Genomic DNA, 25,151 nt, shown 5'->3' on the forward strand with positions numbered 1-25,151 from the left:
GGACAGACCGGGGGCGGCCGGGATGCCTGTCAGGCGTCCGCTGGCCGTTGTCCCTGGCGCCATTCTGTCGGAGGCACGGTCGTGGACCTCGAATCGGAACGCCTGGAGCGCAGCCAGCTGGAGACGCTCTCCACCCCGGAGCTCATCCGGCACGCGCTGTCGGAGACCCGCCTGTTGGTGAGGGCGGAGGTCATGCACGCCAAGAAGGAGCTCAAGCAGGAGCTCCAGGCCGCCAAGATGGCGGGCATCTTCCTGGGCGCGGGGGCGGTGCTGGCCCTCACGTCCCTGGCGGTGCTCCTCGTCGCGCTGGGGCTGGCCATCCCCGTGGTGGCCGCCCTGGGCGTCGCCATCGTGGGCGTGGTGCTGCTGGCGCTGGCCGGCCTCCTCCTGTTCCTGGGCTCGAAGCGGATCCCCAAGAAGCCGCTGGTCCACACCCAGGAGCGCTTGAAGACGGACCTCCAGCTGACCCGGGAGACGCTGCAATGAGCCAGGGACCCGACACGGACGCGCACGCCGAACACGCCATCACCCGCCGCATGGGCGACCGCGAGCAGGTGGAGCAGACCGCGGACCGCATCCGCGACGAGCTGCTCCTCACGCTGGAGGAGCTGGACCGCCGGCGCGCCCGCGCCACCGACCTGCGCTACCACGTCAACCAGCACCGCGACCTGCTCCTCGTCGCGGGCGCCGCCGCGCTGGTGGTGCTGGGCGCGGGCGTGGGCTTCGCCCTCTACCGCGCCCGGCACCACGACGAGCGCGTGCGCCGCCAGCGCCGCAAGGCCCTGGAGCGCGCCTGGGCCCACCCGGACCGGCTGGCCACCAGCATCGAGGACCGGCCGCTGGGCACCGAGCTGGGCCGCAAGCTGGTGATGATCTTCGCCACCACGCTCGCCACCGCCGTGGCCCGCAACTCCATGCAGTCCCTGGTGCCCTCCAGGGCCCTTGCCAAGGCGCCTGTGAACACTGATAAGAAATCGTGAATGCGTGAAATGCGAACATAAAACATACTGATGCGCATGACGGACCTGCTCTATGCGCGTGCGCAGATGGGGCTGTCGCTCGCGTTCCACATCGTGTTCGCGGCGGCGGGCGTGGCGTTGCCGGTCTTGATGGTGTTGAGCGACCTGAAGCACCGGCGCACGCAGGACGCGGACTACCGGAGGCTCAGCGAGAAGCTGGCCAAGGGCACCGCCATCCTGTTCGCGGTGGGGGCGGTGTCGGGGACGGTGCTCTCCTTCGAGCTGGGCCTCCTGTGGCCGGAGTTCATGGGCCGCTACGGCGAGGTCATTGGCCTGCCGTTCAGCCTGGAGGGCGTGGCCTTCTTCACCGAGGCCATCTTCCTGGGCATCTACCTGTACGGGCGCGAGCGGGTGTCGCCGGGCCTGCACCTGTTCAGCGGCGTGATGGTGGCGGTGAGCGGCGCGGCGAGCGCGTTCTTCGTCACGCTGGTGAACACGTTCATGAACAACCCGTCCGGCTTCACGGCCACGGCCGCGGGGCCCACGGACGTGCAGCCGCTGGTGGCGATGTTCAGCCCCGGCTGGCAGTACCAGACGACGCACGTGCTCTTGTCCAGCTACCAGGCCACCGCGTTCGCGATGGCGGGCATCCACGCCTTCATCCTGCTCCGGCACCCCGGCGCGGCGTTCCACAGGAAGGCGCTGTCCGTCGCGCTGCCGCTGGCGTGCCTCACCGCGCTCGCGCAGCCGCTGGTGGGGGACCTGTCCGCGAAGCACGTGGCCCGCGCGCAGCCGGTGAAGCTGGCCGCGATGGAGGGGCAGTTCGACACGGAGGTGGGCGCGCCCCTGCGGTTGGGCGGCCTGCCGGACGTGGAGACGCGCACGGTGAGGGGCGCCATCGACGTGCCCAAGGGGCTGTCCATCCTGGCCTTTGGCGACCCGGACGCGGAGGTGAAGGGCCTGAATGCGTTCCCCCGCGACGTCTGGCCTCCGGTGGCGAAGGTGCACGTGGCCTTCCAGGTGATGGTGGGCACGGGCAGCCTGATGGCGCTGCTCGCGGCGGTGACGCTGTGGCGCCGGTGGCGGGGGCGCGAGTGGCCGCACGGCACGGGGATGATGCGCGCGTGGCTCGCGGCGGGGCCGCTGGGGCTGGTGGCGCTGGAGTCCGGGTGGCTGGTCACCGAGTGGGGCCGGCAGCCCTGGATCGTCCGGGGCGTGATGCGCACGGGCGAGGCGGTGACGCCGGTGCCGCACCTGGCCGCGCCCTTCTTCACCTTCACGGCGGTGTACCTGTTCCTGGGCGTGATGGTGCTCTTCGTGCTCTGGCGGCAGGTGGCGGCCACGCTGCCCAAGCCGCCCGGCGCCGTGGAAGGGGGAGGGGCCCATGCCCACTGAGGACGTGCTGGGGTTCGCGGTGGCGGGCACCTTCGTGCTGTACGCGCTCCTGGGCGGAGCGGACTTCGGCGGCGGGGTGTGGGACCTCCTGGCGGCCGGGCCGCGCAAGGCGGAGCAGCGCGCGCTCATCGCCCGCGCCATCGGGCCGGTGTGGGAGGTGAACCACGTCTGGCTCATCGTCGGGCTGGTGCTGCTCTTCAGCGGCTTTCCGCGCGCCTTCGCGGCGCTGAGCGTGGCCCTGCACGTGCCCCTGACGCTGCTGGTGCTGGGCATCGTGTTCCGAGGCACGGCGTTCACGTTCCGCGCCTACGACACGCGCGGCGACGCGGTGGAGCGGAACTGGGGCGTCGTCTTCAGCGTCGCGAGCGTGGTGGCGCCGCTGCTATTGGGCATGTGCGTGGGCGCGGTGGCCAGCGACGCCATCCGGATGCAGGGGCACGCGGTGGTGAGCGGCTTCTTCGCCTCGTGGCTGTCGCCCTTCGCGCTGTCCGTCGGCGTGCTGACGCTGGGGCTGTTCGCGTTCCTGGCGGCGGTGTACCTCACGCACGAGGCGCCCACGCGCGAGCTGGCGGAGGACTTCCGGCGCCGGGCGCTGGTGACGGGCGGGCTCTTGTTCCCGCTGGCGCTGGCGGCCCTGCTCTTGTCGCGGCAGGGCGCGCCCCGGGTGTGGACGGGCCTGTCCCAGACGCCGTTCGCGCTGGCGCTGCACGCGGGCACGGCCGTGGCGGCGGTGACGGCGTTCGCGCTGCTGTGGACGCGGCGCTTCCGGGCCGCGCGGGTGGCGGCGGCCACCCAGGGCGGGCTCATCGTGCTGGGGTGGGCGGTGTCGCAGGCGCCGTACCTGGTCTATCCGACCCTGACGCTCCAGGCCGCGGCGGCGCCGCCGGCGGTGCAGCGGGTGCTGTTCGTCGCGCTCGCGGTGGGGCTGGTGACGGTGGTGCCGTCGCTGGTGCTGCTGTTCCGCGTCTTCCGTCCCCGAGCCCCGGCCCCCGGCGCGCCTACGTCTTGAGCACGGGGAAGAGGGGCGGGTGCACGACGCGGGGCTTCTCGTCGCCCCGGGCCACCAGCACGCGCGCGCCCTCCAGCAGCTCCTCCGCGTCCAGCGCCTCCACCACCGTGCGGGCGGCCGTCTCCGGGTCCATCACGCGGCAGTGCACGCGCATGACGCCTTCCTCCGTCTCGCCGCCCTCCACCTCGCCGTTGCCCGTCCAGCCGAGCGCGTCCATCAGCAGCTCCTCCACGGCGCTGCGCTGCTCGAAGTCGTGGCCGGTGCCCTTGCCCTGCACGGCGTACTCCACCAGCAGCACGGCCATGGCGTCCGGTTCGGGCTCGTCATAGCCGGCGTCCACCAGGGACTCGGCCTCTTGGGCGATGACCATGTCGGGGTCCTCCTCCGGGGGGACGGGGACGGCCTTCTGCTCGCCGCCGTCGCCCACGGTGCCCCAATGCACGGTGACGACCCCCTCGTGCTCCCAGGCCTCCCAGTAGCGCAGGGTGTCGCCGTCCTTCTTGTAGAGCTTCAGCACTCCGTTGGCCTCATGCGCGCGGACTCTATCGCCTGCGCGGCGGAACGCGGCTCAGAAGGCGCGGCCCTGCCCGCCGTCCACGGGGACGGTGGAGCCCGTGACCCACTTCGCCCGCTCCGAGCACAGGAACGCCACCACGTCCGCCACCTCCTCGGGCGTGCCGAAGCGGCCCCAGGGAATCTGCTCGCGCACCATGCGGGCCACCGCCTCCGGGTCGTGCTGCTGGCGTTTGTCCCAGCTGCCCCCGGGGAAGAGGATGGCGCCCGGCGCCACGGAGTTGACCCGGATGCGGTGGGGGGCCAGGTCCACCGCCATCTCCTTGGTCAGCGCGATGAGGCCCGCCTTGGCGGCGCTGTAGGGCGCGCTGGTGGCGTACTCGCGGCCGAAGATGGAGCTCAGGTGCACGATGCTGCCGCCCCCCCGCGCGCGCATCACGTTCACCGCGCGCTGGCTGCACCACACCGCGGACATCAGGTTGCGCTGGAGCACGTCCGCCCACTGCTGCGAGCTGGCCGCGTCGAAGCCGCCCGCGCCCCCGCTGCCGCCCACGTTGTTCACCAGCATGTCCAGCGAACCGAACGCGCGCACCGCCGAGTCCACCGCCGCGTACGCGCCCTCCTGCGTCGCCACGTCCGCCACCACCGTGGCCACCTGCGCGCCCTCCGAACGCAGGTCCTTCGCGATGGCCTCCACCGGCTCCAGGTTCCGCCCGCACACGCACACCCGCGCGCCCTCGCGTGAGAGCACCGTGGCGATGGCCTTCCCGATGCCCCGGCTGCTGCCGGTGACGAGCGCCGTTTTTCCCGCGATTCCGAGTTCCATTCGCGCGTTCTACCGCCGACCCAGGCCGGGAGGGGCGGTGGATTCACGCGGGGGTCGGGCGCTCGACGGAAGGGCGTGTCAGAGGCGCTCGAAGACGTCCAGGCGCCAGGTGCCCTCCATCTCGCCGCGCAGGTGGCGCAGGGACCTGGGGGAGAGGTGGCGGAAGGCGTCGTGGACCTCATGGCCGTTGAGGCGCATGTCGCGCGTCTGGCCGGTCCAGTGGACCAGCACCAGGTGCCCGCCGGGCTCCAGGTGTTCGAGGATGTGCTCCTGCGCGCGCGCCAGCTCCGCGGGGCTCCAGTAGGCGGCGCGCTCGGAGAGCAGGGTGAGGTCGAAGGTCCCTTCCGGGTAGCTGTCCGGCACGGCCAGCCGCTGGAAGCGCACGTGGGGCAGGTGGCGGCAGCGGTGGATGGCGCGGGCCTGGGCGGACTCGGAGGACTCCAGGGAGAGCAGGGCGTCGCACCGGGCCTGGAGCTTCTCCGTGAAGACGCCGATGGCGCCCCCGATCTCCAGGGCGGAGCGGTAGCGCGCGCGGGGCAGCGCCTCCAGGGTGACGCTGTCGCGGCTGCGCACGCAGCCCAGCGCGTCGAAGCGCCAGGGGTCCTCCTCCGCCAGCAGGGGCGGAGGCGGAGGGGGCTGGAAGTCGGGCGGCGACGGCTTCATCAAGGGGCTCCCGGGATCGCGAGCCCGCACCATGCGTCCGCCGTGGCGCCTCCACATCCCGTCCGTCCGGGGCCGTGCGGGTGTCGGTCCTTCACACGGCGTGGGGGCGGCGTGGCACCCGGGGGCGGGCGGCGCGTCGGGATGCGGACGCGCGGCCACCCTGGGCGCTCAGCCGGCCTGGAAGCGGGCCTCCGCCGGACGCGCCCCGCCGGAGCGCTTCACGCCGTGGTCGCCGTTGGCGGACAGGTGCTCCAGCAGCTTGAACACCGTCTCCACCTCATCCGCCGCGCCGATGTCCTGGGCCAGCTGATCCGCCGAGCGCGCCTCCGCCTGGGCCGCCTGCAGCCGCGCCAGCAGCTTGCCCTGCAGCTCCAGCACGCGGCCCGCGGCCTTCTTGCCCGCCTCCACGCCCGGCTGGTGATAGGCATTGATGTTCACGAGGCTGGCGTAGAGGCCCACCGCCCGCTCGTACAGGGAAATCAGGGCCCCCACCGTGCGCGCGCTCACGTCCTGCACGGTGAGCGTCATGGACTCGCGGCCCTTCTCGAACAGCGCCCGGCGCGTGCCCAGGAGGAAGCCCAGCAGGTAGTCGCCGCTGGTGTTGTCGCCCTCCACCGCCAGCGACTTGCCGTCCCGGTCCTTCAGCACCTCCACGAAGGTGACGAAGAAGTTGTTCACGCCCTCGCGCAGCTGCTGCACGTACGCGTGCTGGTCCGTGGAGCCCTTGTTGCCGTAGACGGCGATGCCCTGGTTCACCACCTTGCCGTCCAGCGACAGCTCCTTGCCCAGCGACTCCATCACCAGCTGCTGGAGGTACTTGGACATCAGCATCAGCCGGTCCTTGTACGGCAGGATGACCATGTCCTTCTGGCCCTTGCCGCCGCCCGCGTGGAACCACATCAGCGCGAGCAGCGCCGCCGGGTTCTGGGCCACGTCATGCACGCGCGTCGCCGCGTCCATGGCCTTCGCGCCCGCGAGGAAGCCGTCCACGTCCAGCCCCTGCAGCCGCGCTGGCACCAGCCCCACCGCGGACATCACCGACGTGCGCCCGCCAACCCAGTCCCACATGGGGAAGGTGCGCAGCCAGTGGTGGGCCTTCGCGTACTGGTCCAGCTCGCTGCCGTCGCCCGTCACCGCCACCGCGTGCGCGCCGAAGTCCAGGCCCCGCTGCGTGTAGGCGGCCTGCGCCTCCAGCATGCCGTTGCGCGTCTCCTTGGTGCCGCCGGACTTGCTGATGACCACGGTCAGCGTCTCCGACAGCCGCTCGCCCAGGGCGCCCAGCACGCGGTCCATGCCGTCCGGATCCGTGTTGTCCAGGAAGTGCACCTGCATCGCGTCGCGGCGGGAGCCCAGCGCGTCCGCGACCAGCTGCGGCCCCAGCGCGGAACCGCCGATGCCCACCAGCAGCACCTGCGTGAACTTCGCCGCCTTCGGGGGCTTCACCTTGCCGGCGTGCACGTCCCGGGCGAACGCGGCCACCTGGGCCTGCATGTCGGTGATGGCCGTCTTCAGCTCCGCGTCCGGCGCCAGCTCCGGGGCGCGCAGCCAGTAGTGGCCCACGCGGCGCTTCTCATCCGGGTTGGCGATGGCGCCCTTCTCCAGCGCGTCCATGGCCTGGAACGCCGCGTCCATGCGCGGGCGCATCCCCTCCAGGAAGTCCGCGCCGAAGGCCATGCGGGAGATGTCCAGCGTGAGCCCCACGGAGGGGACGACGCACAGGTGCCGCTGGTACCGCTCCCACAACTCGCGCTCCGTCATGTTCCGACTCCCTGGCAGGAGGGCCCGGCCTTCAGCCCGCGGGCCCGCGAAAATCGTCGCGCCGCACCGTAGCAAGGCCCGCACGGCGCGGACGCAACGATGTCACCGGGCGCGTTGCCTGGAGGTCGGTTCACGCCCTCCGCGTGTCGGGGGCCTCACGGAGCGGGGTGCGCGGCCTCCATGGGCGGCGGGAGCGCCCCCTTGGGCTTCCACGCCGGGTTGCGGAAGATGTAGCCCAGCCGCTGGCCGAGCGGGCCCGGGCGGGCCGCGTCCTTCGCGATGGCGGCGTACTCGTGGAACGCGATGCGCACCGGGTTGTACGTGGAGAGGTTCTTCGTCAGCCCGTAGACGGGGCGCTCGCCCTCCGGGGTGAAGGTGCCGAAGAGCCGGTCCCAGAGGATGAGGATGCCCGCGTAGTTGGTGTCCAGGTAGGCCGTGTTGGACGCGTGGTGCACGCGGTGGTGGGAGGGCGTGTTGAACAGCCACTCCACCGGGCGGGGCAGCTGGCCAATGGCCTCCGTGTGGATCCAATACTGGTACAGCAGGCTCACCGCCTGCTGGGTGACGATCATCTCGGGGGAGAAGCCCAGCAGCGCCAGCGGCGCCCAGAACGCCCAGCCCGACATCGGCGTCCACGTCTGGCGCAGCGCCGTGGACAGGTTGTAGTGCTGGCTGGAGTGGTGCACCACGTGCGACGCCCAGAACAGGCGGCTCTCGTGGTGGACGCGGTGGAAGGCGTAGTAGCAGAGGTCTTCCAGGAAGAAGAGCAGCACCCACGCGAACACCCCCGCGCCCATGCGCAGCGGCGTCAGGTGGTAGAGCGCCGCGTAGCCCGCGAACGCCACGCCCTTCCAGAACACGCCCACCGCCACGTTGCCCAGGCCCATGGAGAGGCTGGCGAAGGTGTCCTTCCAGGTGTGGCCCTTGAGGGTGCTGGCGCCGCCCTCCTCGCGCTGCTTCTTCACCCACAGGGCCTCGGCGATGACGGTGAGGACGAACACCGGGATGGCCGGGGTGATGAGGTCGGGGATGTGCGTCATGTCCATGGAAGACCTCCTGCCGTGCTGCTCCTGAAGCTCAATCCCTGGGCGCGAAGGCGGTGCGCATGAAGCGCGCCAGCGTGTCCAGCATGCGGCGGTGCGCCGGGTCTGAAGGACGGGCCGCGCCGCCCACCGCGGCGCCCTGCACCGCGTCCAACGCCAGCTCCACCACGTCGTCGAAGTCCGGGTGCGTGGCGGCCACGTCCGGGAACAGCTCGCGCGCCACGCGGTGCAGGTTCTGGCGGTGCGGGCCGTCCACCACCGCCAGCGCCTTCTGCAGCTCCGGCACGGTGCGCGCCGCGACGTACAGCTCCACGGCCGCCTGCAGCTCCGGCCGCTGGTACACCGCCCACAGCATGTCCACGGCCGCCCCCACCCGGTCCTTCCCCGAAGGCCGCGCCCCCACGCCCGCCAGGTAGTCCTGGATGATGCGCGGGAAGAGGTGCTCCACCGCCACCGCCAGCAGCTCCTCCTTCGTGTCGAAGTGCGTGAAGAGCGCCCCCTGGGACACCCCCGCCCGCTTCGCCACCTCCACCGTCGTCAGCCGCGCGTAGCCCTGCTCCACCAGCGCCTCGATGGTCGCGTCCAGCAGCTTGCGCCGCGTCGTCTCCCGGCGCTCCGCCTGCGTGCGGCGCACCGGCCTCGCGGCCTTCCTGGGAGGGGACTTCGGGGGCATGCCTGGGAGGATAACCGGTCACTTAAAAAGTGACCAGTCACTTTGTTGGGGCCGGGCCGTGGGGGTGGAGGCGCGCCGCGGAAGGGGGAGCCCGGGCCCGCTGGCGGGGCGTGGGAGCGGGCGAGCGTCTGTCTTTGCGGCCGTACGGATGACAGGGATTGGGATGGCTTGAGTTCAGAGACAAACGGCCCGCCCATCAAGCAGGCGGAGAGGCAGGCGCTCTTGTTCTTCGGACCCTTTTCTCCTCTGGAGTGTGGTCAAGGGTCGCCCCCGTGAGACAGGGCGGGGCGCGGCTCGCCTGCTAGTGATCCGTTCGGGATTGGGCGAAAATGGATGGGAAATACCGCAAGCCCTTGCGCCGGTTGTCCGCCCGCCCCGATATGAACTTCTCCGCTCTTCTCGTCGGCTCCCTCCTTGCTTCGGCTCCCGCTGTCCCCCCCGCCGCCCGGGCGGCCTCGAACATGCCCGAGGTGGGCGTGCCCTTCGCCTGTGGACGCATCTACACGGTGAGCCAGGGCCATGAGACAGGCAGCCACCAGCACAACGACACCTTCGCGTGGGACTTCCGGATGCCGGAGGGCACGCCCATCGTGGCGGCGCATGACGGCCTGGTGCGCATGGCGCGCGGCGACAGCAAGCAGGGCGGCTGCGGCGAGCAGTTCGCGCCGATGGCCAACTACGTCGTCATCTCGCACGGCGACGGGCTGGAGACGCAGTACCTGCACTTCAGCGCCGTGGTGGTGAAGGCCGGTGAGCGCGTGAAGGAGGGGCAGCTCATCGGCTTCTCCGGCGCGACGGGCTGGGCGTGCGGCGCGCACCTGCACTTCAAGGTCGCGAAGGAGCAGGGCTCCGGGTGGAACAACCCGTCGGTGCCCGCGCGCATCGTGGGCTTTGGAGATCCGGTGCGGGACACGCTGGTGTCGGCGCCGCTGTGCAAGGACTCCGCGCAGCCGATGCTGGCCTCCAACGGCGGCGTCCACGTGCCGGGCCAGGCGGTGATGTCCATGTCACCCGACAGCCCGAATCCGCTCCAGGATGCGTCGCGCGGCCTGCCGCCCGGTGCCAAGGCCCTCATCGACGGCCTCTCCCAGCCTCCCGCCCAGGGCGGCGAGGGACTCGACAAACCGGCGCCGGCCCGCGCTCCCCGCATGGCGAGTGGCTCCGACGAGACTCGCTGACGCGAGCAGCGCTCCGGCGCCCGCGAGCAGCCCGAAGAAGGCCCCCGCGTTGACGAAGTACTCCAGCGGCAGCAGGGGGCCTTCCACGTAGCCCCGCACCACGCGGTAGCCCACGTGCCCCAGCAGCGCGAGCAGGGGCAGGTTGATGAGCGGCAGCACCAGCCACCGGGCCGTGCGCCACCAGCGGGCCACGGCCTCCGCGACGGCGGTGGAGGCCGTGTAGCGCCAGGCGCCCGCGCGGGCCAGGCGCAGCTCCGCCAGCATCGCCTCCACGTCGGGCACGCCGAGCAGCCCCGCCTCCAGGCCCTGGGTGCGCGCCACGCTGCGCGCCTCGGCCAGGGCGGTGCGCGCGGCGGACTCCGCGAGGAAGTCGTCCTCGAAGGGCTCCACCACGGCGACCTCCGCGGCGCGGGCGCGGGTGCGGTCCCTCACGGCGTCCACCACGGTGGAGGCGGCGGCCACCGCGAGCCCCGCGGGCAGGCTGCGGCGGGCCACCAGCGCGCCGGCGCCCATGCCGGAGGCGCCCCACAGCGACAGGCGCAGGCCCCACGCGGCGGGTCCCCAGAAGCGGCCCGCGGCCTGCCGGCGCACCTCCGACGCCAGGTGGCCGTGGGCCAGGGCCAGCCGCGCGTCGAAGTCTCCCTGGAGCGCCTCGGCCGCGCGCGCGAGGCCCGTGTCGAGCGCGGCGCGCGTCTTCGCGAGCAGGGCGTCCGTTTCGCTGAGCGCGGCCTGGACGGTGGAGGCGATCTCCTCCAGCGCGCCCAGGGCGTTGGTGTGGCGCACGCGCGCGGCGACGGCCTGGGTGGCGAGGCCGCGCAGGTGGAAGAGGAGCGGGCCGAACTCGCCGGAGACATCCTGGCCGTCCTTCGCGGCGCGGGCGCTGATGGCGAAGACGGGGACGTCCTCCGCGGCGAGGCCGTAGTGCTGGGTGGCGACGCGGCGGACCTGTGACTTCAGCGCGTCGCGCGAGTCGGCGGAGAGCTCGTCGGCGAAGTTGAGGATGAAGACGAGGGCGCGGCGGCGGGCGAACTCGGCCAGGAACTCCACCTGGGTGGCCTCCGCGACGCTGCCCCGGTGCATGACGACGAGGGCGACATCGGCCTTGTCCAGCGCGGCGCGGGCGACGTCGCGGTGCTGGGTGGCGACGCTGTTGAGGTCGGGCGTGTCGATGAAGACCTGCCCGCTCCACAGGCCCTGGGGGCCGGGCGAGTAGCGCACGACGCGCGCGCCGGTGCGGGCCAGCTCCTCCACGGGCGTGCCTTCGGGCGCGAAGAGGGTGGACGCGGTGCTGGTGGGTCGGTCCACGCCCTCGCGGGAGAGGGACTGCCCGGCGAGGGCGTTGAGCAGGGTGGACTTGCCCGCGCCGGTGGCGCCGACGAGGGCGACGACGAGCGGCGCGTCCTTGCGGGCGACGCCCCGGGCGTAGTCCGCGAGCAGGCGCTCCAGGCGCGGGCCGTGGGGACTCAGCGCGGGCAGCGACAGCGCGTCGGTGAGCAGCGGGCGGAGGGCTTCAGGGTCGGGGAGGCGGGTGTCGTCCACGGAAGCGCCAGCGTGGCGCGACGGACGCGCGCTGGCTACCGCGATGCGAGGGGACGGTGCGCCAGCGTGCACTCTTTCTCATGGCGGGAAGGGGGGACCCGCTTCAGGAAGGTCAGCGGCGTTCCGGTGCGCGTTCGCCCGTTCAAACTCCGCGCCATGACCGTCGGTGCCCCCTGAAACACGGACGCCGGGCGGACGGCGCGGTGGCCTCCGCCCGGCGTCTGTCTTCACGGCCGTGAGGCCTACAGCGAGTTGACGAACTTCAACAGCGCGTTGCGATCCGCGGCGCTGAGGTTCACGAAGGCCTGCTTGGCGGCCTCGCCCTCGCCGCCGTGCCAGAGGATGGCCTCGGTGACGCTGCGCGCGCGGCCGTCGTGCAGGTACGCCTCACCGCCGCTGACGCCCGCCGTCAGGCCAATGCCCCAGAGCGGCGGCGTGCGCCACTCGGCGCCCGTGGCCTGCCCTTCCGGGAGGTTGTCCGCCAGCCCCGTGCCCATGTCATGCAGCAGCAGGTCCGTGTACGGGTGGATGGTCTGGTTGCGGAACTCGTTCATCGCGGCGTACGGGCTGGTGGTCAGCGTGGGCGCGTGGCACTTCGCGCAGCCCGCGTTGGTGAACACCGTCTCCCCCTGGAGCGCCGTCGCGTCCGAGTGGTCGCGGCGCGCCGGGACGCCCAGCAGGCTGATGTAGCGGGTGAGCTTGTCCAGGTCGGAGTCGGAGAGCTCCACGCTGCTGCCCGCGCAGCCCTGCTGCGACGTGCCGCAGTCCAGCGTCTTGAACACGTTGGACGTCACGCCCATGTCGCTGTTGAGCGCCTCGGCCACCTGGTGCTTCACGCGCGCGGACGCCGCCTTCCAGCCGAAGCGGCCCAGGCGCGTGACGCCCGTCTCCGGGTCCTGCACCGTCTGCATGCGGCCGGAGATGCCGTCGCCATTGGCGTCGTTCGGGTCCGCCAGGCCGGCGATCTGCGACTCCGGCACCGCCTCCAGCAGGCCCATGCCAATCAGCTGCGGCGTGATGCGCGGCGAGAAGTTCGTCGGCGTCACGTTGAGGAAGCTGTAGTTGGGCTTGCGCAGCTGATACCCCGTGCCGTCGCGCAGCGTGCCGCTCGTCGTCGTCCAGCTGGCGATGCGCACGTCCGCCTCCGGCGTGCCGCTGACCGCGCGCGACTGCAAGCGGAAGCCCAGCGCCGGGTCCACCGTCACGGTGGTGCCGTTCACCTTGCCCACCTTCACCACGTAGTTGTCGAGCGTGGTGTTCGTGGTCGTGGGCGGCAGGCCCCGGCCGTTCTGCTTGTGGCAGGAGACGCAGGACACGTTGACGTAGCTGTTGCCCAGCTTGCCCACCTGCGCCGTGAAGATGGGGTTGTCCGGCTCCGAGTGGCTGCCGTCGCGGAAGTTCGTGTGGTGCAGGCGGCGACCCTCCACGAAGGGCTGCGCGTTCACCGGGGCCAGGTTGGTGGCCATCTGGAGGAAGCGGTTGTCCGGCTCGTTGGAGAACGGCGTGTGCAGCGTGCCGCGGCCGCCCGCCCAGGCCTTCTCCGGCAGCGGGTAGGAGTCGCGCAGGCTGCCCTGGCCCTCGAAGGGCACGATGCCGCCCTGGCCCACGATGTAGAGCATCGCCGTGGCGTAGTAGTTGAAGCGGCCTTCCACCGGCTGCTGGAGGAACACGCCAACCTCCAGCTCCATCCGGTCACCCACGCGGATGGCGCGGCCTTCCTTGGCGTTGTAGTTCACCGACGCCGTGTACTTGTAGTCATTCACCCGCGCGAAGTCCGCGTTGTGCCAGTACTCCGCCACCGTGTTGATGCCGCGGAAGAACGCGCGGAAGTTCGGCGCGTCGTAGGGATAGATGGTGTAGAGGTTGACGGTGATGTTGCTGCCGCCCTTCGCCACCTCATCCACGATCTCGACCCAGTGGGTGCGCTTCTCGAAGTACAGCCTCAGGTAGTGGTCGTACGCCTGATACATGTCCTCGCGCATGTGGCGGTCGCGAACGCGGTCGCCCACGCGGGTGATGATGGCCGTGCCGGTGGTCTCGACCGTGGCCGGCTCCAGCGCCGTGGTGCTGGTGAACAGCGGCACCACGGGCCCCGCGTCTCCGTTGGGAGGAGGACCGGCGTCCACGCCCGTGCCCGCGTCGGTGCCGGTGCCCGCGTCGGTGCCACCCCCGGTGCCGCTGTGCGTATAGCGCGTCCAGGTCGTGTCTCGCGCACAGGCGCATGACACGTCCCAGTACGTGTAGCTGTAGTCGATGTAATTGCCAGCGCTCAGGCCGGTGACCGTGTACTGGTTGCGGCCACCCGTCACCGTCATGCGGATGTTGAGCTGCTGGCCGTCGTTCAGCTTGTAGTGGATGTCTGCCCAATCCGTCGTATCGACGTAGAAGATGGCGGACGCGCCCGAGGGCGTCACGCCATAGGTGGCGGCTTCTGATTCAACCGCCAGACAACTGACGGCCAGGAACGCGAGCACGGTTCCCGTGAGTCTGATTCGGCTCATGGTTGCGAACTCCAGTGGGGTGGATGGAGCGTGGGACGGCAGCGCTGCGAAGGGGACTTCGTAGCTCGTCCGAAGAAAGTCGGGATCGATCCCCGCTGCAAGGTGGGAGGTCGGAGAATTCGACTTAGGCGTGATAACTGATAAATAAGCGAAATTGATGTCATCCATGATGCGCCGCGTTGTCTTGGTTTGACGCGTCGTGTTGGGATTCCCTCCGCGAAGGGCGGCGTGCGAGGGCGGCGGGGGATGGGGCGGCGCGGCGGGGGTGGGTAGACTGCGGGGCCATGCGCTTCCAGCCACCGTGGGGTGGGGCCTTCCGGCTCGACACCTTCTTCCACCGCACTCCCGAGGCCCTGTCCGAGGAGACGACGGCGACCATCCGCTCGGCCATCCTGGGCTCGTCGCTCCTGGGAGAGTCGAACCTGTCGGGGCAGTTCTCCGGGACGTACGGCTTCTCGCTGACGTTCCGCCGGGAGGCGCTGCCGGACGTCACGCGGCGCTTCCCCGCGTTCGCGCCGTTCCTGGCGAAGACGCTCCTGCCGGAGTGCAACGCCTTCCTGCTCAACCCGCTGCTGGTGGGGCGGGGCCGGGGCGTCGCGGCGCACATCGACCGGAGTCTTGAATTCTACGGTCCGAGTATCGGCTGCCCGGTGGCGGTGAGTGTCTTGTATGTCCAGGTTCCGAAGGAACTCCGGGGCGGGGCGCTGCGGCTGTACCACCGGGGAGGTCCGGTGGCGGAGCTCGCGCCCCAGGAGCGGGCGCTGGTGATGTTCCGGGGTGACCTGCTGCATGAGGTGGAGGCCATCACCTCCGGCGTGGAGGGGCTGGGGGAGTCGCGGATCAGCCTGGTGGTGGAGCAGTACCGGGCGCCGGAGTCGGAGCTGTCCGCCGTGCCGCGCTATGAGCTGCGCACGCGCTCGGGGGTCCGGGCGTGAGCGACCTGAGGATGGAGTGGAAGCTGCCCGCGCCGCCGGACCAGGTGTTCCCCGCCTTTGAACGGCCGGCGCTCATCCGCCGCTGGTTCGGCGCGCCGCCGGGCTGTCACCGCACGCACGCGCCGGATCCCGGCGCGCTGGGCCAGCCCTACCGGGTAGGGCTGCGGGACGCGGCGGGTCGCGCGTTCACGCAGGTGGGCTGCATCATGGCGGTGGAGCCGGGGCAGTCCCTGGAACTGGAGATGGACTGGGAGGGGGGCCCGGTGCCGCCGGGGCGCACGCGGGCGGTGCTGACCTTCCATCCCGAGGAGGGCGGCACGCGGCTGGAGCTGCGCCAGGGGCCCTTCGCGGACGACGCGGCCCGGGACGCGCACCGCGGCTACTGGGAGGCGTGCCTGGGACGGCTGGCGCGCGTGGTGGGGGGCGAGCCGGTGCCGTGCTTCGAGGAGTTCTGGGAGGAGTCGCGCGGCTACGTGGGGCCGCTGGCGGTGGCCGCGTACGCGGTGCTGGCCGGCCTGCGTGAGGCGGGCGCCCCGAAGGAGGAGGTGGCCCGGGTGGAGGAGGTGCTCTACGCGCACCTGTCCCGGCTGCCGGAGGACACGGCGGCGGCGCTGGGCGCGGTGCTCCAGTCGCGTGTGGAGACGAGCGACCGCTGAGGCGGGGCTAGGGGTTGGTGCAGGCGCTCGGGAAGTCGCCGTTGCCCGCGATGGTGACGTTGCCCGGCTTCCCGCTGAAGGTCCGGTTCGCCAGGTCCCGCGCGAGGCACGTGGGCAGCGTGAGGTTGCCCGTCATGGTGAAGCCCTGCTCCACGGCCTCCAGCCCGTCCAGGCGCAGCTCCTTCAGGTTCACGTTGTCCGTCACGACGAGGAACTCGAGCCGGCGCAGGTCCATCAAGCGAGCCAGCGTCTCCAGGCGCTCGTTGTCGCGGACCGACAGGCGGTCCAGCCGCATCAGGTTGCCGAAGCCGATCAGGTCGTTGAGCATCGGGTTCTGCTCCACGCTGACGCTGTGGGCGAAGTCGAGCAGGTCCAGGCCCGACACCGTCCGCAGCTTCGGGTTGTTGAGGACCGTGAACGACTCCGACACGGTCCGCAGGAGGGGCATGCCGCCCGCGGACTCCAGCAGGGCGTTGTTGCTGATGGTCACGGAGCCCGCGCGGACGAGCTGGGGGAAGCCCGCCGTCGTCTGGAGCCTCGCGTTGTTGTCGAGCGTGATGGCGCCCGCGGAGACGAGGCTGTCCAGTCCGTCCAGGCGGGTCAGCGCGCCGTTGCCGATGAGGGACAGGCTCTCGACGGTGCGCAGCTCGGACAGCCCGGCCAGGGACTCCAGCGCCGTGGCGCCGATCAGCGAGACCGAGCCCGTGGTTTGGAGCCGGGGCAGGGACAGCGTGCGCAGCCGCGGGTTCTCCTCCACGGTGAGGGCTTTTGCGAGACCGATGATGGCGGGGAACCCAAGGGTCTCCAGCCGCGCGTTGTCCAGCACGGTCAGCGCCCCACCTGGCGCCAGGGCTCGCAGCCCATCGAGCGTGGTGAGCAGCGGATTGTGCTGCACGAACAGGTCCCATTGCACGGAGACCATTCCGGCCGGGTCGCCCATGGAGGCCGTGGTCAGCTCCGCGTTCCTGTCCAGGGCCACGGTCGTGGCGAAGCGGAGGCCGGGCAGGTCCACGCGGGTGAGCAGGGGGTTGGTATCGATGCGCAGGCTGCCGACCACGACGGACAGCTCCGGCAACGCGAACTCCGAAAGGGTCTCCGAGTTGACGAACAGGTCCCCGTTCACGCGGGTGACACCCCGGAGCGCCGCGAGGTCCGTCGCGTTGCGCACCACGTAGCTCCCCTCGTGGACGCGGACGGGCTGACACACCGGGAGGGTGATCAGCTCCTCCATGTCGGGGTCCCGCTGGCCGTTGTCGTTCAGGTCGATGAAGGCATCCACGCGGACGCCGGGTCGTCCGCAGATTCCGCCAGCGGGCTCGGGCTGGACCTGCACCTGCACTTGGCGCTGCGTGTCGTTCAGGAGGCAGAAGTGATGGGAGGCCTGGACCTCCGAGGTGCCGAGGACGCCATTGCCATCCACGTCCTCGCCCACCTCCAGGATGGTCGCGGCGGAGCGACAGACCTCGCTGCTCAGCACCGTGCGGGTCCGGGTGCGCACGGTCGCGGAGCGCGTGCAGGCGGGGACCTCGCGAGTGACCTCCGTGTCGTCCAGCACGCCGTCGCCGTTCAGGTCCAGCCCCGCCTGGGTGACCTGCCCACCCTCCGGGCACTGGGCGCCGGGCGCGAGCGGCACCGTCCGCAACAGCACCGCGGTGGCCTCCGCGCAGACGTACTCGGTGTGGGTGACCTCATCGTCCCCCAGCACGCCGTCCCCATCGCGGTCCAGGCCCGTCTGGATGGCCTTCCCGCCGTGGGGACACGCGGTGCCCGGGGGTTCAACCAGGACCCGGGAGCGGGCCTGGGGGGTGAAGGGCGTCAGGTCGAGCGGCGCGCACCCCGCCGCGATGAGGCAGAGGGCCATCCAGGTGTTCCAGGTCCGCCGCATGGGTCGCTTCTCCTGCGCACCGGTTCGCTCGCGACGCCGCGACGACACCGGGCCCGGTTCCCTTCATACGACGGGAAGGGCCCGCCCGGGTCGTCGGAGCGAAGCCCTGCTCAGGACGCCAGCGCCTCCGGGGGAGGGGCGTGGGCGTCCTCCAGGGGGACGTGGGCCTCCGCGTCCTTCGCCTTCGAGATGCGCTCGTCCAGCTCCGCGGTGAGGTGCTCGAAGACCTCTTTGTTGAGCGTGCCCTTCTGGTAGGCGCTGAAGAGGGCGTCCTTCTCCACGATGAGGACGCGGCGGATGGCCTCCTGCTGCTCCTCCTCATGGAAGCGGTTGGACTGCTGCTTGAGCCCCGTGAGCTCCTGGGTCACCGCCTGGGCCTTCTGCTGGTAGTCGCGCTCCAGGGGCTCCAGCACGTCCACCGGAATCTCGCGCGAGCGGCGCATGGCCTCCAGCGCCGCGAGCGCCGCGTGGATGGCGCCCAGCTTGCCCCGGGCCAGCTCGTACTGCTCCTGGTACACGTCCTTGAGGCCGGTGATGCCCAGCTTCTTGAGCACCGGCGCCATGGTGAGGCCCTGGAAGATGATGGACAGCACCACCACGCCGAACGTCATGTTCACCAGCAGCTCCCGGTGGGCGAAGTCGTCCGGGAGGCCGAGCACCAGCACCATGGACACCGCGCCGCGCAGGCCGCTCCAGGTGAGCACCGCGCTCCACTTCCACGGCATGCGCTCCGGCGTGAGCCGCAGCAGGCCGGACACGCCGTAGACGACCACCGCGCGGCCCAGCATCACCGCCCCGTACGCCAGCAGGATGGGCAGCCATGACGCGAGCAGCGAGCTGAGCTGCACCTCCAGGCCAATGAGCAGGAACACCACGGAGTTGAGCGCGAAGGCCAGATACTCCCAGAAGCTCTCCACCGCGATGCGCGTCGTGGGGCCCATGCCCTCCTGCGCCGCCCAGTTGCCGCACAGCATGCCGGCCACCACCGTCGCGATGACGCCCGAATAGTGGAAGTGCTCCGCCACCACGAAGGACCCGTACGCGGCGATGACGGTGCAGGTGATCTCCACCATCGCGTCCTCCACGCGCAGGATGACCTTCGCCACCGCGAAGCCCACCGCGATGCCGATGAAGGCACCCATGCCGGCGACCTTGATGAAGTCCAGCACCGCGCCGCCCGCGGTGAACTGCGCGCCGTTGGCCACGCCCACCACCAGCGTGAACAGCACCACGGAGGTGCCGTCGTTGAGCAGGCTCTCCCCCTCCACCAGGATGGCCAGCCGCTTGGGCGCCCCCAGCGCCTTGAACAGGCCCACCACCGCGATGGGGTCCGTTGACACGATGAGCGACGCGAACACCATCGCGTGGATGAGCCCGAAGCCCTCCAGCGCGTTCATCCCCTTCATCGCCGGGGACAACAGCAGCGCCGTGAGCCCCATGGACGCCACCACCCCCGGAATCGCCAGCGAGGTGATGGCCAGCTTGTTCTTCCAGAACTTGCGGAAGTCGACGTGGAAGGCCGCCTCGAACAAGAGCCCCGGCAGGAGGACCGCGAACAGCAGCTCCTTCGTCAGGTGCGGCGGCTCGAAGACGTGCACGATGCCCAGGCCCAGGCCCGCCAGCACCAGCGCCACCGTGTACGGAAACTTGAAGTAGCGCGCAGCGATCGCCACCGCTGTCGCGATGGAGAAGAGCAGCACGAAGGCCAACTCGAAGTGCATGAATCCCCAGCCACGTTTGTGCTCAAAGAGGGCGAGGATGCCATGCACGCGGGGCGTTTGAGGACCCCCTTCCGGTGAAAAACGAGAGGGTGCGGGGAGGCTGGCGCTGCCCCTCGTGGGCGGGGGGCCCGGTCGCCGTGCTCCTCCCCCCGACGGATTGCACGCGCTTGGTCACCGAGGAGTCTCCGCCGTCGTCCAGACTCGCGTGGTTCTCGGTGAGCGTCGCGGCAAGGTGCTGGCGCACGCGACGGAGGCGGGAGGCGTGTCTACCGGCGCAGCCCGGTGAACAGGTCGCCACTCCGCTGGATGTTGAGCCGCAGGTTCGTGGCGGCATTCGCGCAGGCGCCCCGTCCGGTCTCGAGCCGCAGCACGTTCCCGTCCAGGGTCAGGTCCCCAGCCGCCAGGCAGCCCGAGATGTCGATGTCCGCGAGCCAGTCGCCCATGTCCAGACTTCCGCCGAAGGCGGCGGGATGCTCCGAGAACTCCTCGGGCAGTCCCGTCGGCACGCCCCGGTGTTCGAAGCGCATGGGCTCGTCCGACTGGAAGGCGAACTCCAGCACGTGGAGCTTCGCCCGGTAGATGAAGTATGCGCGAAGCTGGAAGCTGGGGTGCTCCGGTGTCCCCGGGACCCACCGCGTGTCGATGGCGCGATAATAGCCGCGGGGGATGAACACCTGCTCGCCCCCCAAGGACAGGGGCTTGCCGGTGCCCAACTCCACGGGGCCCGGGAGGTGAAGCACGCCAGGCCGGCTCACGGGGGCCTCGCGAGGGCGCTTGCCAGGGGGCTCCGGCACGGAGTCCTGACAGGACATCTGCGGGGAGAGCACCTCCTCGTAGTCCTCGCAGCGCGCCGTGGGCGGAAGGTCCATCCGCAGGTCCTCCAGCCTGAAGGTCAGGGTCTCCAACGTGAAGAAGGTGCGGTCGAGCGAGAAGAAGGTGCTCGGGGCCAGGGTGAAGCTGCTGTAGTCCGAGGCCACCAGGAGGGTGTCCGAGTGGTAGCCGAAGTCGAGCAGGTAGGTGTTGTCGGGACCTCCGCAAGCGCAAAGGCCCAGGGTGGCGGCGAGGCCGACGATGCGGTGCCAGGAGCATGAAGGCATGGGCATATGGGAAGGGAATCGATGCTCGGAAGAGGGTGCGTTCGCCGGAGCCGGGCGCGTCGATGGAGGAGCCCGGGAGGGTTCACGCTATGCCGGTGGTGAGGCAAAGGGACGGACATCCCGGTCGTGTCACGGATCACCCCTGAAATAGAATTGTTGCCGCGTGAACGTGAGTTTGAATTCCCTCTCAAGGACGTCCCTTCGCGTGGCGACCGGGTCGTCGTCTCGGGTCTCCGGTCGTGCTTTCCGGCGGAGAGCGGCCTGCGCGCTCCACGAGATGACCGGCGATGAGCGGTCCTGTTACCTCTGACAGGACCTGCCCCGGGTGGCCTAGAGTCGAACGGATGATGGACCTCTTCCTGATGTCGCCGCCGGGCCGGGGCTGGGCGCTGCGAGGCCGGTCGAACTTCCGCAGCCGCGAGGCCGCCCCGGCGGATGCGCGCGGCGCGCGGCGGGAGTGGCTGACGCTGGCCCGGCACATCGAGTCGCGCGGGGGCACGGTGGTGGCGCTGCCCTCGCCCTCGGACGCGCTGACGGGCATGCCGTACGCGGCCGAGTGCGGCCAGGTGGTGGCCCGCGAGGGGCAGGCTCCGCTGTTCCTGCTGCCTCGCATGATGAGCGCGCACCGCTTCGCGGAGCGCGACCACTGGACCCCGCTGGCCCGGCGCATGGGCCTGGAGGTGGTGGACCCGGGCGTGGGCATCTGGGAGGCGCACGGGGACGTGGCGACGTTCGACGGCGTGACGCTGCTGTTCTGGGGCGGGCGCACCACGCTGGACGGCCTGGCGGCGGCGGAGCCGTTCTTCCCCGGCGAGGTGCTGCGCGTCCAGGTGCGCGAGCCCGCGTTCCACGGGAACATGGCGGTGCTGCCCTTGCCCGCGGTGGACCGGCTGGTCGTCTGCCCGGACGTGATGGCGCCGGAGTCCGTGGCGCTGCTGGAGCAGCGCTTCGGCGCGAACCGGCTGGTGCGGGTGACGGAGGCGGACATCCGCCGCTACGCGACCAATGGTCTGCCTTTGGGCCGGGACCTGCTCGCGCCCACGGTGATGCCCGCGCACGTGGTGGCGTTGTTGGAGGGGTTGGGCATGCGCGTGGTGTCCATGCCGATGCCGGAGCTGACGGAGAAGGGCGGTGGTTCGTCGCGCTGTCTGGTGTCGCGCGCGTCGGTGGACGCCTCCCGCCTCCACCTTCCTCCCGAGTGCCGGCTGGACGTCGTGGCGAAGGACATCGAAGCCGATGGCGGGTGAGCTCGCGTCGCTGGCTCAGGCGTTCTTCGCCGCGAACCCGGAGCTGTCCTTGCAGGCGCTGGGCTCCGGCGTGCACGTGCCGTCGCTGGACCTGGCCCCGCATGGCATCCCGGTGACGCACCTGCTGGCGGAGCACAACGCGGAGCTGGCGCGGCAATACCTGACGCTCAACCAGCTCGCGTTCGGTGGCATCGGCGTGCCGCGCTGGGTGCTGTCGGACTTGTACCTGCTGCCCGGCGCCATCGGGCTCTTGCGCTGCCCCGCGCGGCTGTTGAAGGCGCCGGCGCGCGAGCGGCTGCTGCTGGCGGACGAGGAGCTGGCCATTGGCGCGGCCTGCTACGTGGCGCCGTCGCTGACGCCGGGGCTGTTCGTGGGCGTGTCGCTGTTCAGCTTCCTGCCGGGGCGGGGCGCGTCCTCGTGGGTGAAGACGCTCACGCTCGGCATGGTGCGCGCGAAGCGCCTGCGGGGCGTCACCCAGTGGGACAACCCGGCGGTGCGCGTGCACACGCGGCTGGGGCCCATGCGGCTGGTGGGGCGCGTCCCCGGCGGGCACGACTACGACGAGCGCACCTTCGTCTACGAGACGGACCTCGCCGACGAGGCCCGCGTGGCCCAGGCGATGTCGCGGGGCGAGGAGCAGGCCTTCGCCACCCGCATCCCCGTCACCGACCTGGTGGCGCTGGGCACGCTGCTGGACCGAGCGGAGGCGGGGGCCCGGTTGGAACTGGTGCCTCCCGGCCAGGACGGCGGCCACGTGCTGGTGCGTGAGCTGGCGCCTTAGGGCGCCGGGGCGCTGGGGAACTCCTCGTCCTGCTCCAGCGCCTTGCGCAGGGCCGCGGCGCCCTCCTTGAGGATGGGCGCGCCGTGCGCGAAGCAGACGGTCTGGAGGGGCAGGTGGTCCAGGATGCGCTGGACGCTGGTGCGCGTGCGCAGGGGTTCGTCCTGGTACTCGCTGGGGACGAACGTCGGCGCGCCCCGGCCCTCGCGTGACAGCAGGTCGGAGATGAAGACCACCGCGTGCGGGCTCTTCTGGAGCCAGAGCGTGTACATGGCCTCCGTGGGCCCTGGCGTCTGGAAGGTGTTGAGGCCGCCGGGCAGGATGGTCCCGTTCACGTATTCGAAGTCCGGCTTCTCCCCCAGGCCCAGCGCGCCCTCCGGGGCCCAGACGGGCACGCCGAACGCCTTGCGCAGGCGCCACGCGGAGCGCTGGTGGTTGCCCGCGGTGAGCACGATGGCGTCGATGTCGCCCAGCTTGCGCAGGGCCTTCTCGTCGATGGGCAGCGGGTCGATGAGGGTGACGGTGCCGTCGTCGTCCACCACCGCGTAGGCGTCGCTGCGCAGGCCGCCGAGCCGGTCGTCGGCGACGGTCCAGTGGTGCACTCCCGGGACGATCTCGTCCGTCTTCTTCGCCTGGGCCTTGGGCTCGCTCATGCGGACAAAGCTAGGCACCGGCGCGCGGATGACACGGGCGCCCGCCCCTCCGCCCGCCTGCTCCTCCAGCGGCCCCTCCCACCCCCTTCGCATCCCGCCCGCCGCGCGCACCTTTGTCGTTGGACGTCAGGAGAGACGCGATGCGCGCGATGACCCGACCGCTGGTGCTGTTCGATGGGGACTGTGGCTTCTGCAAGCGCTGGGTGGCGCGCTGGCGCGGGGACACCCAGGGGCGGGTGCGCTTCGTGCGCGCCAGCGGATGGCTGCGCGCGCTCCTGGGCATCTCCCGTCAGGACATGCGGCGGGCCCTGCAATTGGTGGAGCCTTCCGGGCGCCGCTCCTCGGGCGCGGAGGCGGTCTTCCGGATGCTCGCCTGGTCGCCTCGCTGGGGCACGCGCTTCGCCGCGCGGCTGGGGCTGCTGCCCGGCATCCAGCAGGCGGCGGGCGCGGTGTACTCGGTCATCGCGCGGCACCGGGGCCGCGCGGCGCGGTGGGACACGTGGTTGTTCAGCCGGGTGACGGAGCCCGCCGAACACCGGCGCGTGCGCTGGCTCTTCCTGCGGCTGATGGGCGGCACCTTCCTCATCGCCTTCACGTCGCTGGGCCGGCAGGTGCTGGGGCTCTATGGCGAGAAGGGCATCCGCCCCATCCGCGACCTGGCGCAGTCGGAGCGCTGGGCGGCGCAGGGCCGGTGGCGGCGCCCCTCCGTGTTCTGGAGGGACGCGTCCGACGCGGCGCTGGTGCGCGGCTGCCGCGTGGGACAGGGCCTGTCGCTGGCGCTGCTCTTCAACGTCGCCCCGCGCCTGAGCGCCGCGGGGCTGTGGGGGCTGTACCTGTCCTATGTGTCGCTGGGGCGCGAGTTCCTGTCGTTCCAGTGGGACGTGCTGCTCCTGGAGATGGGGGCGCTGGGCGCGCTCACCGCGCCGGGCGGCGTGCGGCCGGGGCTGGGGAAGCGGGATGTGTCCGCGTTGGAGGTCCTCCTCTTCCGGATGCTCGTGTTCCGGCTCTACTTCGGCTCGGGGATGAGCAAGTTCCACTCGCGCGACCAGACGTGGCGCGACCTGAGCGCGTGCGACGTTTACTTCGAGACCGCGCCCCTGCCCACGCGCGGCGGCTGGGCCGCGCACCAGCTGCCCCGCCCGGTGCGTCACGCGGGCACGGCGGCGGTGCTGGCGGCGGAGACGGCGGTGCCCTTCCTCGCCTTCGGTCCCCGGCGCGTGCGGCAGGTCGCCTTCGGCATCTTCTCCGCGCTGCAGGCGGCCATCGTCGCCACGGGCAACTACGGCTTCTTCAACGTCCAGTCGCAGGCCCTGGGGCTGTGGCTGCTGGACGACGCGGCCCTGCGCCGCGTGCTCCCCTCGCGCTGGTGGCGCGACGCCGGACCCGCGCGGAGGCCGTCCGCGCTGGGCACGGCGCTGTCGGCGGCCACGGCGGTGCCGGTGCTCGCGCTGGGCTCGGCGGAGCTCCTCCGCCGGATGGGGTGGTGGCCGAGGGGCCCCGCGCGCCTGGTGGCGGCGGTGGACTGGCTGGAGGACCGGCTGCTGCCGTTGCACTCGGTGAACTCCTACGGCCTGTTCTCCGTGATGACGGTGGACCGGCCGGAGATCACGCTGGAGGGCTCCGATGACGGCGTGCACTGGGTGGAGTACCCGTTCCGCTACAAGACGTCCGCGCTGGACCGGCCGCCGCGCCAGGTGGCGCCCCACCAGCCCCGGCTGGACTGGCAGATGTGGTTCGCCGCGCTGGGGTCGCCGCCCTCCTGGTTCATCACCCTGATGGAGCGGCTGCTGGAGGGTTCACCGGAGGTCCTGAGGCTGTTCGCCGCCAATCCCTTTCCAGACCACCCGCCCCGCGTCGTGCGCGCCGTGCTCCACGACTACCGGATGACGTCCCGGGAGGAGCGCCAGCGCACCGGGGCGTGGTGGAAGCGGGAACGGCATGGGCTGTATGTGTCGCCCCTGACCCTCACGCCCGGCACGTCCGAGCAGGGCGGCCGGCTGACCTGGCACGTCTGAGAAGCAGCCCCGCCCAATCCCAACCACGCCCGGTGCGTGGGCCCCCCACACGGCATGGGCCCGGCCGGACGGTGGGCATGGAGCAAAGGGAGGGGACGGGGACTGGC

The 25,151-nt window shown here is 71.5% G+C and carries 21 protein-coding genes and 1 pseudogene; 10 read left to right on the forward strand and 12 right to left on the reverse strand.

Annotated elements, in window-relative coordinates:
- Positions 1–81: 81 nt before the first annotated feature.
- Genes GTY96_RS13595 through GTY96_RS13610 form a run of 4 tightly spaced genes read left to right on the forward strand, consistent with a single transcriptional unit; the run spans position 82 to position 3,363 of the window.
- Positions 82–486 (forward strand): phage holin family protein, encoded by a 405-nt coding sequence (locus GTY96_RS13595; RefSeq protein ID WP_143903220.1) that lies wholly within the window; start codon positions 82–84, stop codon positions 484–486.
- Complete coding sequence (locus GTY96_RS13600) at positions 483–980, forward strand: hypothetical protein (RefSeq protein ID WP_161664934.1); 498 nt, start codon at positions 483–485, stop codon at positions 978–980. The genes GTY96_RS13595 and GTY96_RS13600 overlap by 4 nt, the downstream gene beginning before the upstream one ends.
- Positions 981–1,016: 36 nt before the next feature.
- Positions 1,017–2,354 carry a cytochrome ubiquinol oxidase subunit I gene (locus tag GTY96_RS13605; RefSeq protein WP_235685613.1) on the forward strand — a complete coding sequence of 446 codons (1,338 nt, stop codon included), beginning with the start codon at positions 1,017–1,019 and terminating at the stop codon, positions 2,352–2,354.
- Entirely contained in the window at positions 2,344–3,363 is a 1,020-nt protein-coding gene (locus GTY96_RS13610) for a cytochrome d ubiquinol oxidase subunit II (RefSeq protein WP_161664935.1), read from the forward strand. The genes GTY96_RS13605 and GTY96_RS13610 overlap by 11 nt, the downstream gene beginning before the upstream one ends.
- On the opposite strand, the gene GTY96_RS13615 is transcribed toward GTY96_RS13610, so the two are convergent.
- The 6 genes from GTY96_RS13615 to GTY96_RS13640 form a co-directional block, all read right to left on the reverse strand.
- On the reverse strand, positions 3,353–3,880 hold the full coding sequence (locus GTY96_RS13615; protein WP_161664936.1) for a hypothetical protein: 528 nt from the start codon (positions 3,878–3,880) through the stop codon (positions 3,353–3,355). The genes GTY96_RS13610 and GTY96_RS13615 overlap by 11 nt on opposite strands.
- Positions 3,881–3,931: 51 nt before the next feature.
- Positions 3,932–4,702 (reverse strand): SDR family NAD(P)-dependent oxidoreductase, encoded by a 771-nt coding sequence (locus GTY96_RS13620; RefSeq protein ID WP_143903210.1) that lies wholly within the window; start codon positions 4,700–4,702, stop codon positions 3,932–3,934.
- Between the two features lie 78 nt (positions 4,703–4,780).
- Positions 4,781–5,365: an SAM-dependent methyltransferase gene (locus GTY96_RS13625; RefSeq protein WP_143903208.1), complete on the reverse strand. Its 585-nt coding sequence runs from the start codon at positions 5,363–5,365 to the stop codon at positions 4,781–4,783.
- A 168-nt stretch (positions 5,366–5,533) separates the two neighbouring features.
- Positions 5,534–7,123, reverse strand: a complete 1,590-nt coding sequence (locus GTY96_RS13630) for a glucose-6-phosphate isomerase (RefSeq protein WP_161664937.1) — start codon at positions 7,121–7,123, stop codon at positions 5,534–5,536.
- 155 nt (positions 7,124–7,278) lie between these two features.
- Positions 7,279–8,169: a sterol desaturase family protein gene (locus tag GTY96_RS13635; protein WP_161664938.1), complete on the reverse strand. Its 891-nt coding sequence runs from the start codon at positions 8,167–8,169 to the stop codon at positions 7,279–7,281.
- A 31-nt stretch (positions 8,170–8,200) separates the two neighbouring features.
- Entirely contained in the window at positions 8,201–8,839 is a 639-nt protein-coding gene (locus GTY96_RS13640; RefSeq protein ID WP_143903202.1) for a TetR/AcrR family transcriptional regulator, read from the reverse strand.
- Between the two features lie 617 nt (positions 8,840–9,456).
- On the opposite strand from GTY96_RS13640, the pseudogene GTY96_RS38710 reads away from it, so the two are divergent.
- Positions 9,457–9,621, forward strand: a pseudogene (locus GTY96_RS38710) (M23 family metallopeptidase); the annotation flags it as partial.
- Positions 9,622–9,846: 225 nt separating this feature from the next.
- Here the strand turns inward: GTY96_RS38710 and GTY96_RS13650 are convergent.
- Positions 9,847–11,556, reverse strand: coding sequence for a GTPase (locus GTY96_RS13650; RefSeq protein ID WP_161664939.1), 1,710 nt, complete (start codon positions 11,554–11,556; stop codon positions 9,847–9,849).
- 242 nt (positions 11,557–11,798) lie between these two features.
- Entirely contained in the window at positions 11,799–14,057 is a 2,259-nt protein-coding gene (locus GTY96_RS13655; RefSeq protein ID WP_143903198.1) for a di-heme oxidoreductase family protein, read from the reverse strand.
- Between the two features lie 284 nt (positions 14,058–14,341).
- Between GTY96_RS13655 and GTY96_RS13660 the strand changes: the two genes are divergently transcribed.
- Together GTY96_RS13660 and GTY96_RS13665 are read left to right on the forward strand one after the other, a co-directional pair.
- The gene (locus GTY96_RS13660) at positions 14,342–14,992 is read left to right on the forward strand and encodes a 2OG-Fe(II) oxygenase (RefSeq protein WP_143903196.1); all 651 of its coding nucleotides are present in this window, start codon (positions 14,342–14,344) and stop codon (positions 14,990–14,992) included.
- Positions 14,989–15,648 (forward strand): SRPBCC family protein, encoded by a 660-nt coding sequence (locus GTY96_RS13665; protein WP_161664940.1) that lies wholly within the window; start codon positions 14,989–14,991, stop codon positions 15,646–15,648. The genes GTY96_RS13660 and GTY96_RS13665 overlap by 4 nt, the downstream gene beginning before the upstream one ends.
- A gap of 7 nt (positions 15,649–15,655) precedes the next feature.
- On the opposite strand, the gene GTY96_RS13670 is transcribed toward GTY96_RS13665, so the two are convergent.
- The 3 genes from GTY96_RS13670 to GTY96_RS13680 all read right to left on the reverse strand — a co-directional run bounded on the left by GTY96_RS13670 (position 15,656) and on the right by GTY96_RS13680 (position 20,357).
- Positions 15,656–17,533, reverse strand: a complete 1,878-nt coding sequence (locus GTY96_RS13670) for a leucine-rich repeat domain-containing protein (protein WP_161664941.1) — start codon at positions 17,531–17,533, stop codon at positions 15,656–15,658.
- Positions 17,534–17,643: 110 nt separating this feature from the next.
- Complete coding sequence (locus tag GTY96_RS13675) at positions 17,644–19,254, reverse strand: cation:proton antiporter (protein ID WP_161664942.1); 1,611 nt, start codon at positions 19,252–19,254, stop codon at positions 17,644–17,646.
- Positions 19,255–19,520: 266 nt separating this feature from the next.
- Positions 19,521–20,357 carry a hypothetical protein gene (locus GTY96_RS13680; RefSeq protein ID WP_161664943.1) on the reverse strand — a complete coding sequence of 279 codons (837 nt, stop codon included), beginning with the start codon at positions 20,355–20,357 and terminating at the stop codon, positions 19,521–19,523.
- A 338-nt stretch (positions 20,358–20,695) separates the two neighbouring features.
- Here GTY96_RS13680 and GTY96_RS13685 point away from each other — a divergent pair, with 338 nt between their 5' ends.
- Positions 20,696–21,598 (forward strand): dimethylarginine dimethylaminohydrolase family protein, encoded by a 903-nt coding sequence (locus tag GTY96_RS13685; RefSeq protein ID WP_235685576.1) that lies wholly within the window; start codon positions 20,696–20,698, stop codon positions 21,596–21,598.
- The gene (locus GTY96_RS13690; RefSeq protein WP_143903186.1) at positions 21,588–22,379 is read left to right on the forward strand and encodes a hypothetical protein; all 792 of its coding nucleotides are present in this window, start codon (positions 21,588–21,590) and stop codon (positions 22,377–22,379) included. Before GTY96_RS13685 ends, GTY96_RS13690 begins: the two co-directional genes overlap by 11 nt.
- Here GTY96_RS13690 and GTY96_RS13695 read toward each other — a convergent pair.
- Entirely contained in the window at positions 22,376–23,029 is a 654-nt protein-coding gene (locus tag GTY96_RS13695; RefSeq protein WP_201756033.1) for an MBL fold metallo-hydrolase, read from the reverse strand. The genes GTY96_RS13690 and GTY96_RS13695 overlap by 4 nt on opposite strands.
- 140 nt (positions 23,030–23,169) lie before the next feature.
- On the opposite strand from GTY96_RS13695, the gene GTY96_RS13700 reads away from it, so the two are divergent.
- Positions 23,170–25,044, forward strand: a complete 1,875-nt coding sequence (locus GTY96_RS13700; RefSeq protein WP_161664944.1) for a lipase maturation factor family protein — start codon at positions 23,170–23,172, stop codon at positions 25,042–25,044.
- Positions 25,045–25,151 lie beyond the last annotated feature (107 nt).

The sequence above is a fragment of the Corallococcus silvisoli genome, assembly GCF_009909145.1.
GTDB lineage: Bacteria > Myxococcota > Myxococcia > Myxococcales > Myxococcaceae > Corallococcus > Corallococcus silvisoli.